The organism is Lacimicrobium alkaliphilum, assembly GCF_001466725.1.
Taxonomy (GTDB): domain Bacteria; phylum Pseudomonadota; class Gammaproteobacteria; order Enterobacterales; family Alteromonadaceae; genus Lacimicrobium; species Lacimicrobium alkaliphilum_B.
In genome coordinates, this window is sequence record NZ_CP013650.1 from 2,875,328 (window position 1) to 2,888,960 (window position 13,633).

The 13,633-nt window shown below is 51.0% G+C and carries 9 protein-coding genes; 6 read left to right on the plus strand and 3 right to left on the minus strand.

What is annotated here, in order from left to right; translation table 11 throughout:
* The first annotated feature begins 3 nt into the window (after positions 1-3).
* Positions 4-444 carry a YybH family protein gene (locus AT746_RS13095; protein WP_062481002.1) on the plus strand — a complete coding sequence of 147 codons (441 nt, stop codon included), beginning with the start codon at positions 4-6 and terminating at the stop codon, positions 442-444.
* 22 nt (positions 445-466) lie between these two features.
* Here AT746_RS13095 and AT746_RS13100 read toward each other — a convergent pair whose 3' ends face one another.
* Positions 467-2,512, minus strand: a complete 2,046-nt coding sequence (locus AT746_RS13100) for an alpha/beta hydrolase family protein (protein ID WP_082633271.1) — start codon at positions 2,510-2,512, stop codon at positions 467-469.
* A gap of 180 nt (positions 2,513-2,692) precedes the next feature.
* Between AT746_RS13100 and AT746_RS13105 the strand changes: the two genes are divergently transcribed.
* The 4 genes from AT746_RS13105 to smrA all read left to right on the plus strand — a co-directional run bounded on the left by AT746_RS13105 (position 2,693) and on the right by smrA (position 6,729).
* Positions 2,693-3,868 (plus strand): paraquat-inducible protein A, encoded by a 1,176-nt coding sequence (locus AT746_RS13105; protein ID WP_062481006.1) that lies wholly within the window; start codon positions 2,693-2,695, stop codon positions 3,866-3,868.
* Positions 3,846-5,501 (plus strand): intermembrane transport protein PqiB, encoded by a 1,656-nt coding sequence (gene pqiB / locus AT746_RS13110; RefSeq protein ID WP_082633272.1) that lies wholly within the window; start codon positions 3,846-3,848, stop codon positions 5,499-5,501. The genes AT746_RS13105 and pqiB overlap by 23 nt, the downstream gene beginning before the upstream one ends.
* The gene (locus AT746_RS13115) at positions 5,498-6,094 is read left to right on the plus strand and encodes a PqiC family protein (RefSeq protein WP_062481010.1); all 597 of its coding nucleotides are present in this window, start codon (positions 5,498-5,500) and stop codon (positions 6,092-6,094) included. Before pqiB ends, AT746_RS13115 begins: the two co-directional genes overlap by 4 nt.
* Positions 6,095-6,183: 89 nt before the next feature.
* The gene (smrA, locus tag AT746_RS13120; protein ID WP_062481012.1) at positions 6,184-6,729 is read left to right on the plus strand and encodes a DNA endonuclease SmrA; all 546 of its coding nucleotides are present in this window, start codon (positions 6,184-6,186) and stop codon (positions 6,727-6,729) included.
* Positions 6,730-7,212: 483 nt separating this feature from the next.
* On the opposite strand, the gene purL is transcribed toward smrA, so the two are convergent.
* A complete protein-coding gene (purL, locus tag AT746_RS13125; protein ID WP_062481014.1) occupies positions 7,213-11,106 on the minus strand; it encodes a phosphoribosylformylglycinamidine synthase in 3,894 nt (1,297 codons plus the stop codon).
* 215 nt (positions 11,107-11,321) lie between these two features.
* Here purL and mltF point away from each other — a divergent pair, with 215 nt between their 5' ends.
* Entirely contained in the window at positions 11,322-12,722 is a 1,401-nt protein-coding gene (mltF, locus tag AT746_RS13130) for a membrane-bound lytic murein transglycosylase MltF (protein WP_231730936.1), read from the plus strand.
* Positions 12,723-12,927: 205 nt separating this feature from the next.
* On the opposite strand, the gene tadA is transcribed toward mltF, so the two are convergent.
* The gene (tadA, locus tag AT746_RS13135; RefSeq protein WP_062484216.1) at positions 12,928-13,431 is read right to left on the minus strand and encodes a tRNA adenosine(34) deaminase TadA; all 504 of its coding nucleotides are present in this window, start codon (positions 13,429-13,431) and stop codon (positions 12,928-12,930) included.
* Positions 13,432-13,633: the final 202 nt, after the last annotated feature.

Below are 13,633 nucleotides of genomic sequence, written 5' to 3' on the forward strand. Positions count from 1 at the left end.
ACTATGAAAAACCTCCCCCTGATGATGCTGCCATTACTGGTAAGTCTCGCTTTGCCGGTTTCAGCATCCAATGATGAGCTGGAAAAACTGCTGCTGGAACGTGAACAAGCCTTTGCCGATTCCATGGCGAAGCGGGATTTTAGTGCGTTTAAATCCTTTCTTGCCGACGAGGCAATATTCTTCACCTCAGATGGCGTACTGAAAGGCAAACAAGCGGTTGCCGAAGGCTGGAAGGTTTATTATCAGGATGAACAGGCACCGTTCTCCTGGCAGCCCCGACAGGTTGAAGTGCTGGCATCAGGCGATCTCGCTCACAGCAGCGGGCCGGTGTTTAATGCAAAAGGGGAATGCTTCGCCACATTCAACTCGATCTGGCGCAAGCACCCCTCCGGTGAGTGGCTGGTAGTGTTTGACAAAGGTACTCCCGGATGTAAGGAACAGTAACGGGCCTTAAGCCCGTTTTCTGTCAGTCTTTTCTGTAGCGCTTAAACCAGGCAAGGGTATGCTCAATCTTGGCGATCATCCTCGAGGGTTTACCGGCGATGCCATGAGGGGCGCCAGGCACTCTGACCAGCGCCGCATCCACTTTTCTCAGTTTCAGCGCCTGATAGAACTGCTCGGATTCTGACATCGGCGTACGTCTGTCCGCCTCCCCTGTCATAATCAGTGACGGCGTGGTCACATTGCCCACCAAAGACAGCGGTGAACGCTGCCAGTAATGCTCAAGATTGTCCCAGGGCATACCGGGGAACTGATTACGGATTTGGCCCAGGTAACTGTCTGCAGTCAGCACTTTACTGACCCAGTTAATTACCGGCTTGGTAATGGCTGCAGCGTTAAATCTGTCGGTCAGCCCAATAGCATAGGCACTGGCAATGCCGCCCGCCGAGCCACCGGCAATAAACAGGTTTCTATCATCTATAAAGCCCTTGGCAATCATGGCATCGACGCCGGAGTTATGATCGGCGAAGTCTTCTCTGGAGCTGTATTTGCCATCTAATAACATCGCAAAACGTTCACCATAAGAGGAGCTGCCCCGGTGGTTGGCATAAAACACCACGTAGCCTTCAGCCGCATAGCGCTGAAGCTCTGCACTGAAATGGGGACCATAGGCCAGGTGCGGCCCGCCGTGGATCTCAAGCAACAGCGGGTACGTTTTCTCGGGATCAAAATCAGGCGGCGTGATATACCAGCCCTGAATTTTCTCACCGTCAAAGGAAGAGGCATATTCAATCTCATGCACCTGCCCCAGTTGTTTGTGGCCAAGCAAATCCTGATTCAGGTCGGTCAACTGGCGAGCTTTACCTTTAAACCAGTAACCCAAATCTGCCGGACGCTGACTGCTGCCATGGGTATAGGCGATGGCGCCATTGTCTGCGACGGAAAAGCTGCCACTGATATAGGGCCGGCCCAGGGTGGCACCAGAAAGATTATCGGTCAGTACCTGTAGCTTGCCATCGAGATTCATTTTTGCCAGCTTGCGCTTACCGCGATCATCGTACTGAATCACTATGTTGTTACTATTCTGCCAGCCATAATCACTCACGGAACGATCCAGTTTTTCACTGATCTGGCGTGTTTTCCGATTACTGGTGTTCATCAGTGCCACTTCAGTGTTCTGATAAGGTACTCTGGCATCGGTGCGGGTTAAGTAAGCCAGTTGTTTGCCATCGGGAGAAAACTGAGGATTATACTCAGTGCCTGGCGCATCGGTCAGCTCAGTCATCTCGGCGGAGTGCAGCGATATCTGGTACAAGTTCGCCTCACTGCCCTGATACTCCCAGTCTTTGTTGCGATTGGCTGAAAACACCAACGCACTGCTGTCAGGAACCCAGGCCAGCGGCCCCCTGTGCTGATAATCACCTTCGGTCAATTGTCTCGCGCTGCCTCCGGTAGTCGGCACCACAAACACATGACGATAGGCCGGTTCCAGTATGCCTTTGCCGTCAGCCTGATAACGGGCTTTCTCGATAATTTTTGTCGACTCCGCCCACTTGGCTCCTTTTGGCTTTTTCGGTGTATATACAGACTTTGCATATTCAGAAGGTCCTGCGGGCACCTCCATGGTGAACGCCAGCCAGTTGCCGTCCGGCGACCAGCGGATATCACTGATGCCCTTCTCTACCTGAGTAATAACGGCGTTTTTGTCCTGTTCAAGCCAATGTACATAAAGCTGATTACGACCGTCACGGTTGGATACAAAAGCTAGTTTTTTGCCATTGGCGGACCAAACCGGCTTAGTATAATTGTACTGGTCAGCATGCAGAGGGTAGTGTTTGTCTGAAGACAGCTCATGCATCCACAGGCTGTGTCGGTTGCCATCAGACATCACATCATGGCTGCTGCGTACATATACAATGTGCGAGCCGTCCGCAGAGATCTGCACATCACTGGCATACTCAAGCTCAAAAATATCCTCTGATACAAAGCGCGCATCGGCCGCGACAAGGTGACTCATTAGCAGCCCGGCGCTGAATATTGCGCCGCTCATTAGTCGCAAAGCAAAAGCCATATTGGTGTTCTCCATAGTAATTTTAACGCTCTGACCTTATGAAGTTTTAACCTAAGACACAACTCTAATGCGTTGTTCTGCATAAAATATCCGGCACTTGCATAGCAATTATTCAGTTCAGTTGGTATTGATCCCGGACCTTAGTTAAACTGATTTTCTGGCAGTCACCAAGGCACGCGTATGAATGACGACACAGCTGAAAGTCCTGATTTAATCCGGACCAGATGCCCTGAATGTCATCTGGTGGTGTCGGTGATGGAGCTGACTCACAGACAGAGAGCCCTGTGCCCGCGCTGCGGCTATCAGTTGACGTTAAAGCGCTATCACGCCAACGACAAGATATTGGCTTTCAGCCTGGCGGCCTTGTGTTTTCTGCTCGCCTCTGTGCCCTTTGAATTTATGATCTTCAGTGTTCAGGGCCAGTTCCAGCGCATGAATATTCCGTTGAGTATCAGCACCCTGGTCGAACAGGAGTATCCGATTCTGGCAGTCATTCAACTGCTGGCGATTTATGTTATTCCTGCCTGTATTTTGCTGTGTATGATTTACCTCTGTTATTTTTTGCGGGTAAACAAATATCCTCCCCATGGTGGCTGGGTAAAGCGCATCCTTTTTATCCTGCTACCCTGGAGCATGGCTGAGATCTTTCTGGTAGGTGCATTGATAAGCCTGATCAAAATACGGGATCTTGCCGATATTGAATTAGGTCTGTCGTTTTACGCCTACCTGCTGTTTACTCTGTGTCTGCTCTCTTGTCTGGTGTATCTGGACGACTTTCAGCTCTCCACAAAATTGCGTCAGTTGGGTGAGAAACGCTGGCGATTGGCAAAAACCTCCCCACCTTCGGTGCACAAAGTCACACAACGTACCTGGGCATTTCTGCTCGCAGCGTTGATCCTGTACATTCCTGCCAATACCCTGCCCATCATGCAAACCCGGGTAATGGGGCAGGAACAGCCCAGCACAATACTTGGCGGCGTGGTCAGTCTTTGGCAAGATGGTTCTTACCCTGTGGCACTGGTGATCTTTGTGGCCAGTCTGGCAGTGCCGGTGGGTAAACTGCTTGTTCTGTGCTGGCTGAATTACAGTATTCAGAAACAGGCAACTGGCGGTCAACACTGGCGAACCAGGCTATACAGAATAACGGACTTTATTGGTCGCTGGTCGATGATCGATGTATTTGTTGTAGCGATACTGGTCAGTCTGATCCAGTTGGGTAATACCCTGAGCGTTTATCCGGGGCCGGCCGCACTGGCATTTTCTGCAGTGGTGATCCTCACCATGCTGGCCGCAAACAGTTTTGACACCAGATTAATATGGATACGAAGGCCTGATGACAACAACACAGAAGAGTAACACCGCCAGACTCGAGCCTGCATCTTCGTGGTCTAAGGTGTGGCTGGTGCCGCTGGTTGCCCTGGGTATCGGCATCTGGATGGTGTATACGGAACTTAGCCAGCAAGGCCCAATGATCACTATAGAGTTCAGTTCTGCCGAAGGCCTTGAAACAGGAAAAACCCGTATCAAGACCCGGGATGTCGACATTGGCCTGGTCAAGGAGATAAAACTCGCACCGGGTAGCAGAGGAGTGCTGGTAAAAGCCAGAATGACTCAGGAGTCTGCATCGCTACTAACCGAAGACGCCAGTTTCTGGGTGGTTTCTCCCAAAGTCAGCTTATCCGGTGTATCGGGCCTGTCCACACTCTTGTCCGGCGCCTATATAGAGTTGGCGCCAGGCACCAGCGACCAGACTGCCAATAATTTCCGTGGTCTGGATGACCCACCACTCACTCCCACTGGCTCGCCCGGTATGCATCTGACCCTTAGCAGTGGTGAGGAATTTGCTTTTACCGAAGGGGATCCGATTATTTATAAAGGCATGAGCGTAGGCAAAATTGAGAACGTTTACTTTAACTACGCCGAGCGAACAGTCTATTACAACGCCTTTGTCCATGCCCCCTACCACCAGTTGATCACCGAAAACACCCGTTTCTGGAATATCAGTGGCATTCAGGTCGGCCTGAATACCGAAGGACTGACAGTGCATACCGGCAACCTGCAAACCTTGCTGACCAATGGCATTACCTTCGGTATACCTCAAGGCATGGAAGCCGGTGATACCATACGTCAGCGCACCTTTTTTCAGATCTATTCCGATTACGATCAGGCCTCCCGGCCAGAGCTGAAAGAAAAGGTTGAATATATTATCCTGATGCAGGATTCAGTCAAAGGACTGGATGCCGGTGCACCGGTTGAATATCAGGGCCTCACGGTGGGCAGCGTGGACCGTGTTAATGTTGCCATTGAGTCTGATGAGCAAGCCTACCTGGCTAAAGGTTATCGCATCCCGGTTATTCTCTCACTCTATCCTGCTCAGTTAGGCTTAACAGACGATGAGAATGGCAGAGAAACATTGCGCAAAAACATGCATCAATGGATTTCTCAGGGGCTAAAGGCCTCGCTGGCCACCGGCAATCTGCTCACAGGCAAACAGTATATCGAACTTAAATATATGCCAGCTGATGAGCAAGCTGTCACAGAAGAAGTTGCCAATCTTACTCTGATCCCGAGCATTTCCGGAGAGTTTTCCCTGCTCACACAAAAGCTCGATGCTATTCTGGACAAACTCAATAATCTGCCTCTGGAGCGCCTGGGTGATGATTTATCCACTACCATGCGCAGCACCACTAAAACCATGCAGAGGATGCAGCATAGCCTGGCCGGGATAGATACCTTGCTTGCCGATGTGGAACAAAAGCAACTGATACAACAGCTCAATCAGACATTAAAAGCCTTTGAACAACTCAGTGGCGATTACGGTACGGGTTCCTCCAGCCATTCTCAGTTGAACCGGTCTTTAGAGCGTCTGGAAAAGAGTCTCATGCAGTTACAACCCTTGCTGCATAAACTCAACCGGCAGCCGAACAGCCTGATATTCAGCCATAGCAGCGATGAGCCTGAGCCCAAAGCTAAAGGAACAGATCAATGAAAACGCCTTTTATTCTGCTGTTAACACTATTGCTGTACGCATGCAGCAGTGCCCCGCCAGGCATTAGCTATTATGTGCTTGATGGACCTGGGCAGCCAATGTCTGCAATCAACAGCAATGCCGCAACTGTTACACTTGCAAGCCTTACACTACCGGATTATTTGCGTCAGGATGGTCTGGTCATGCAACTGGGCCCAAATCAGTTGCATATGTCTGATCGGCATTACTGGGCTCAGAGTATGAGTGCGGGAATTGAATCGGTGCTTCTAAAACAGTTAAATGGCGACAACGCCTCGTTCCAGTTGTTGTCAGTGACAGATCCGGGGGTCCTGCAAAGCCAATACCAGTTACATATTCAGTTCTTTCATTTACTGATTGAACAGCAAAATGCCGTCAGATTGCAGGCCAGCTACTGGCTGACAGGTAATGACAATCCTTCTCCCGTATTACATGGCCATAGCGATATCAGCCTGGAGCTGACAGATGATGGTTATCCCCATGCTGTAGCGAAAATGCATCAGACACTGATAAGATTCAGCCAACAGATCAGTGAAGACCTGGGCACTTTAATCACAGAAAACAAAACCCATTAGGCGGCCACGACGTAATCATTAACAGTCAACGTTTTTGAGGAGGAACAATGGGCATAGCACAGCAAGATCAATAAGCCTTTCTCGACGCCATGCAGGATGTCAGACCCATGGCCGCGAATGACAAAGTTATCAGTCACGGCCCGGCCTCTCAGACTCTGGCCCAGCAGCTTAAACGTCAGGCACTGGAAAAAGCAGCCACCCGGGACCCTAACATCCTCAGTACGGAAAAAGTTGAACCGCTGGATCCCCTCGATTTTCTCGAATTCAAAAAAGATGGCGTGCAGCAAGGGGTGTATAAAAAATTACGTCTGGGAAAATATCAGATAGATGAAGTGCTGAATATTAAAATGATGAAATTTGAACAGGCCCGCCAGCAGGTCTTTGACACGCTGACCCAAGCTCACCATCGGGGCCTCAGAACGCTATTGATACAACATGGTCTGGGCCTGAACAGCAAACCTTTTCCTGCCTTTTTGAAAAGCTATCTGAATCAGTGGTTGCGCCAGTTGCCCCATGTGCTGGCCTTTCATACGGCGCAGAAAAGCCATGGCGGACTCGCAGCCACCTATGTATTGCTACAAAAAAATCAGCGACAAAAACAAACTAATCGCGAGCGGCACCAGAAAGCGAAATAGCTGTATTGCCTGCGCCATGCTGATGCATTGGCGCAGACTCAGCCCTGGCCCCGAAGAATGCTGTGACTACCATGATTATCACGGCAAATAGCACTCCGGCTAAACCAAAACCTCGTGATGAGCGATTCATAAACCATCTCTTTTATTGTTTTATTGTCTACAAATCCCTGCTCGGGCCAACTCACCAGGTTATTACCTCCCTGCTGCTATAACCAAACCACTGTGAATCAGCGTCTGCAGAACATCGAACAGATCAGACCATTTCTGCAGATCAGTATAGATACTAAACAGGCTTTTGTTATTTAACAACAGCTTAGCTAAAAAAATGTCATTTTTTTGGCGTTTTGGCCGAAGAACAGCTGTTTCAGGTTAAAAACAGGGATAAAAAAGGCACCTGCAGAAAATCTGAGGTGCCTAAGTTACTCATCACTCCACGCTAAGGAGTATTAATACAGACAGAGACAGGAGGTAAAAAATTCCCTCTTATCCGACAAAAACTCTGGCATTCCTGAATAATCTCATCCAGGGGCTGTCTTCCTGCCAGTCATCAGGATGCCAGGAGTTGGCCACAGTGCGGAACACCCGCTCGGGATGTGGCATCATAATAGTCACGCGGCCGTCTGTGGTGGTCAGCCCGGTGATCCCCTGGGGCGAACCATTGGGGTTGGCAGGATACTGCTCTGTAACCTTGCCATAGTTATCCACATAGCGCAGCGCCACTTTACCGCTTTGCAGCGAATGAGTCAGCGCGCCGGCATCGGCAAACTCAGCCCTGCCCTCACCGTGAGATACCGCCACCGGCATCCGTGAACCGGCCATACCCTGCAGCAACACAGAGTCAGACTGCATCACTTCGACCATGGAGAATCGGGCTTCGAAACGCTCACTGCGGTTAGTAACAAAATGAGGCCAGTGCTGTGCTCCGGGGATCAGCTCTTTAAGGTTAGACAGCATCTGACAGCCATTACAAACCCCCAAAGAGAAGGTTTCATTGCGGCTAAAGAAAGCGGCAAACTGATCTCTGGCACGGTTATTAAACAGAATTGACTTGGCCCAGCCTTCACCGGCGCCCAGCACATCACCATAGGAAAAGCCGCCACAGGCCACCAGCCCCTGAAACTGACTTAGGTTTACCCGGCCACTGAGGATATCACTCATATGCACATCAATGGCACTGAATCCGGCACGACTGAAGGCTGCCGCCATTTCCACATGGGAGTTCACACCCTGCTCCCGCAAGATAGCCACTTTAGGCCGCGCGCCCGTTGACAGATTCGCGGCAATCATTGGCGCGGCAACATCTTCATTCAAATCGAAGCTCAGACTGGCATGCAGGCCCGGATCCCCTGCATCGTTCTTCTGTTGTAGCTCCTGTGCAGCACAATCAGGATTATCCCGCAAAGACTGCATATGATGGGTAGTCTGCGCCCACAGGTTACGATAATGGCTGCGGCTGTTTTGCAGTACAATCTGACCATTGTGCGTAAAGCGAATATCTTCATCAGCCACAGGCTGGCCAATATCATGCAGATGATTTTGCAGGCCCTGAGCCGCAAAGACGTTTTTAACCTCGTCAATATGTGTATCAGCAACCTGAATCACCACACCCAGCTCTTCACTGAACAGTGCCGGCAAGGCTTCCCCAAGATCATCAAGGCTGATATCCAGACCACAATGACCGGCAAAGGCCATTTCGGTTAATGTAGTAAATAAACCACCATCCGATCTGTCGTGATAGGCCAGCAATTTACCCTGGGCATTGAGTTGCTGAATGGCATTAAACAGGCCGCTGAGCAATTCCGGTTTATCCAGATCCGGTACCTTGTCACCCAACTGGCCATAGACCTGGGCCAGACAAGAGCCGCCGAGACGGTTCTGAGCCGCACCCAGATCCACCAGCAACAGACGGGAATCGCCTTTATCCAGGCGCAGTTGCGGCGTCAGTGTACGACGCACATCCTCAACCCGGGCAAAGGCCGTGATCACCAGTGACAATGGCGAGGTTACGGTTTTATCTTCATTTTGCTGCTGCCAGCGGGTTTTCATCGACATGGAATCTTTACCCACCGGGATGGTGAGTCCCAGAGCCGGACAAAGCTCCTCACCCACGGCTTTTACCGCAGCATACAGCCCGGCATCTTCACCAGGGTGGCCCGCGGCCGCCATCCAGTTAGCAGAAAGTTTAATCCGTTTTAAATCACCGATATCCGCCGCAGCAATATTGGTAATGGCTTCGGCCACCGCCATTCTCGCCGATGCAGCGTGATCCAGCAGGGCCAGCGGAGTGCGCTCGCCCATGGCCATGGCTTCACCATGGTAGGTATCGTAGCCTGCGGCGGTGACCGCCACATCGGCTACGGGGATTTGCCATGGCCCGACCATCTGGTCACGACTCACTAAGCCTGTTACGGTGCGATCGCCAATGGTGATCAAAAAGGTTTTTTCCGCCACGGTGGGCAGTTGTAATACCCGCTCGGCCGCCTGCTTAAGTTCAATCTGACTAAGCGTAAGGGCATCACCTTCAACGCTGGCCGTTTTCACATCGCGGTGCATTTTGGGCGGTTTGCCCAACAGCACATCCAGTGGCATATCCACCGGATTGTTATCAAAATGACTGTCATGCAGACGCAGATGCGCCTCTTCAGTGGCTTCACCGACTATGGCAAACGGCGCGCGTTCACGCTCACAAATTGTGGTGAACAGCTCCAGCTTTTCGGGGGCCACGGCCAGTACGTAACGCTCCTGTGATTCGTTACACCATAATTGCAAGGGCGACATACCAGGTTCATCGTTGGGAATATTGCGCAGCTCAAAACGCCCGCCACGCCCGGCATCGTTAACCAGCTCGGGGAACGCATTAGACAGACCACCAGCGCCCACATCATGAATAAACTGAATGGGATTATCTTCACCCATGCCCCAGCAACGATCGATGACTTCCTGACAGCGGCGCTCAATTTCCGGGTTATCGCGCTGCACCGAAGCAAAATCCAGCGCTTCACTGGACTGCCCTGATGTCATGGAAGAGGCAGCACCGCCACCCAGACCGATATTCATTGCCGGGCCACCTAAGGCGATCAGTTTGGCACCAACGGTGATCTCACCTTTTTGTGTATGTTGTGGGCGGATATTTCCCAGCCCACCGGCGAGCATAATAGGTTTGTGGTAGCCACGCACCTCCACACCATTAAAACTCTTTACCTGCTGCTCATAGGTACGGAAGTAACCGAGGATATTCGGCCGGCCAAATTCATTATTAAAGGCAGCGCCACCAAGGGGGCCTTCGAGCATAATATCCAGGGCACTGACAATATGCCCGGGTTTACCATACTCCTGCTCCCATGGCAGTTGATATCCGGGAATGCGCAGATTAGATACGCTGAAGCCCACCAGCCCGGCTTTGGGCTTGGAGCCACGCCCGGTGGCCCCTTCATCGCGGATTTCGCCACCAGAGCCTGTCGCCGCTCCCGGAAAAGGTGAAATGGCAGTGGGGTGGTTATGGGTTTCCACTTTCATCAGAATATCGATACGCTCCTGATGAAACTGATACTCTTTGTCCTCACCTTCAGCGAAGAAACGGCCGGCAAAGGAGCCTTCCATTACCGCTGCGTTATCTTTGTACGCAGAGTGCACATAATCAGGGCACTGCTCAAAGGTATTCTTGATCATTTTAAACAGCGATTTGGGCTGTTTCAGGCCATCAATACTCCAGTCAGCATTAAAAATCTTGTGGCGGCAGTGCTCTGAGTTGGCCTGAGCGAACATATACAGCTCAACATCATTGGGATTGCGGCCAAGACGCTCGAAACTGCTGACAAGGTAGTCAATTTCATCTTCCGCCAGCGCCAGCCCCATTTCCTCATTTGCCTGCACCAGCGCCTGTCTGCCCTGACTGAGAATATCCACTGAGCGCATTGGCGCAGGTTGTTGCTGCACAAACAGCGCCCGGGCCTGAGACATCTCTGTCAGCACCGACTCGGTCATGCGATCATATAAAAGCGCCTGACATTGCTCAAAATCTTCATCACTGACACCTTCAAGGTACCAGGCGATCCCCCGCTCCAGTCTTTTTACCTTGTTCAGACCACAGTTATGGGCGATATCGGTGGCTTTTGAGGACCAGGGTGAAATCGTACCTGGCCTGGGTACCACCAGCACCAGCTTGCCTTTGGCCTGATACTGCTCTGCCTTAGGGCCGTATACCAACAAACTGGAAAGAACACTGTGCTCCTCAGCGCTGAGCTCGCCTTCTGTCTGAGCGAAATGTACATATTCTGCAAACACAGAAGATACGCCAAGTTGCTTTTCAGCGAATTGTGCGAGGTATTTATTGATTCGGAACTCAGAAAGGGCTGGCGCCCCGCGAAGAACTAGCATGCTATCTGTCACCAAAGTTGCTGGAAATGTCAGGCCGCGGATTATATACCTAAATGGCCACTGAGGGATAGTTTCAGCGGCTGCTGACAGTTTCACGGCAAGCCACCACGACGCACTCACTACTGCATCCTGAATCGCATTTTCGACAACACTGGCACCGATGCAGAATTTTGGTCACAATGGCCACTAATCCGTTGATTCAGTACAGGATAACCGTGCGCCCGCTGAACCCTTTGAGACAAGCCATATTGCTGATTACGCTGAGCCTCTGCCTGACTTCATGTCAGCCACAGCGCAAACCTAATGTACTACAGCAGGTTACCGATTCAGGCGTGTTGAAGGTCGGTACTCAGTATGGCCTGACCACCTACTACACCGGGCCAAACGGACCAGAGGGCTTTGAATATGAGCTGGTAAAGGGCTTTGCCGACTATCTCGGTGTGCGCCTCGAAGTGTACCCCTATTTCAGTCTCAGCCAGGCGTTCTCTCAGGTACAAAAGCAACAGATACAGTTATTGGCCGCAGGCTTGTCGGTAACGCCACAACGCTCCGCAGATTTCAAGTTTGGCCCCCCCTATCAGTATGTGAGTCAGAAGCTGATCTTTAAACAGGGTGAAGTGCGGCCAAGGGGGCCGGAGGATCTCACTGGCGAGATGATCGTCGTTGCAGGCAGCAATCACACTGACACACTGAAAGGTCTGCAACAGAAATTACCTGCTCTGGACTGGCAGGAAACCAACGAAATGGATAACGAAGAACTGATGGAGGCAGTGTTAAGAGAAGAGTATGACTACACCGTTGCAGACTCTAATATTCTTGCCATTATGCGCCGCCGCCATCCTGAGTTGTCTATCGGCTTTACCTTGCAGGAGCCCCAGCGCGTAGCCTGGGCGATGAGCAAGGAGCAGGATGACTCCCTGCTGGCTGCAATGCTGGATTATTTTGGCTCGCTTTATGAGGATGGTCGCTTAGCCGCTCTGGAGGATAAGTACTTTGGCCACATCCGGCAGTTTAATTACGTAGATACCCGTTTATTTATCAAAGCGGCTGAACAGACACTGCCAAAGTATCAGCCATTGTTTGAACAATATGCAGATAAAATTGACTGGCGACTTGTTGCGGCCATGAGCTATCAGGAAAGCCACTGGAATCCCAGAGCTCGCTCTCCTACAGGCGTGCGGGGAATGATGATGCTGACCTTACCGACCGCCAAGGATCTCGGCGTGACGTCCAGACTGGATCCGAGACAAAGTATTCAGGGTGGCGCAACCTACCTGCAAGGGCTGGTAGAACGCATCCCTGAGCGCATTGAGTATCCCGACAGATTATGGTTTGCACTGGCGGCCTATAATGTAGGGATGGGACATCTTGAGGATGCCCGGATCCTGACTGAGCGTCAGGGAGGCAACCCGGATATCTGGGTCGATGTAAAATCACGGCTACCGCTTTTGCGACAGAAACGCTTCTATAAAACAACCCGATATGGCTATGCCCGTGGTGATGAAGCGGTCACTTATGTGGCTAATATTCGCCGTTACTATGATACGCTGGTGTGGCTGGATGAACAGCAGAGGCTGAATGCGGACAACGACAAGGACGAAACTATAGGCGAATAGTTTTGTCCCAACCGTTACAATTCAAAGAACAAAACCAAAGGAGAAAATATTGCGTAAAAGACATCAACTCAGAGCCAATCCCCCTCTTCGCTCTCATCACAGGCGCCGGCTGGTAATGAAAAAATTGCAACGTAAAATACAACTTCGACGCCAGCAATATCAGGCAACCGATCTTCAGACTTCAGAAATAACGCAGGTCGGTTGATCAGATTCCGGAGATATTGCCCCTGGCCGCTTTTTTCTGTGCACGTCGCCAGCGAAAAAAATCCGATAACAGTTTTGCACAAGGTTCCGCCATCACGCCAGCATCGACCTGCAACTGATGATTCAGTGCCGGATGACGAACAATATCCATAACCGAGCCACAGGCCCCGGTTTTAGGGTCTGTTGCGCCAAACACCAGCCGGCTGATTCGGCCATGCACCAGAGCGCCGGCACACATAGAACAAGGCTCAAGCGTTACATAAAGCACGGTATCCAGCATCCGGTAATTGCCGATGCGAACACCAGCTTCACGGATAGCCATCATTTCAGCGTGTGCCGACGGATCGTGGCTACCGATTGAGCGATTCCATCCCTGACCAAGGACCTCCCCTTCTCTGACCAATACTGCGCCCACCGGAATTTCACCCTCATCCCAGGCCCGTTGGGCCAGCTTTAAGGCCTCTCCCATCCAGTATTCATCAATGTTATTCTGGCTGTCTGTCATCTGCTCATAGTTTCTGTGTATAGGCACAATCAAGTAACGGCCTTTAGCCCGATACCTACCAATCCGGTTGGTATTATTCACTATTCATTCGTTTAATTCACCAACAAAGCAAAACTACCATCAGGCATAAATTTGTAACACAATGAAAATTATAACTTTTTTCATTGGCCTGCCACTTGCAAGACGAGTTAGGATAAAGAAA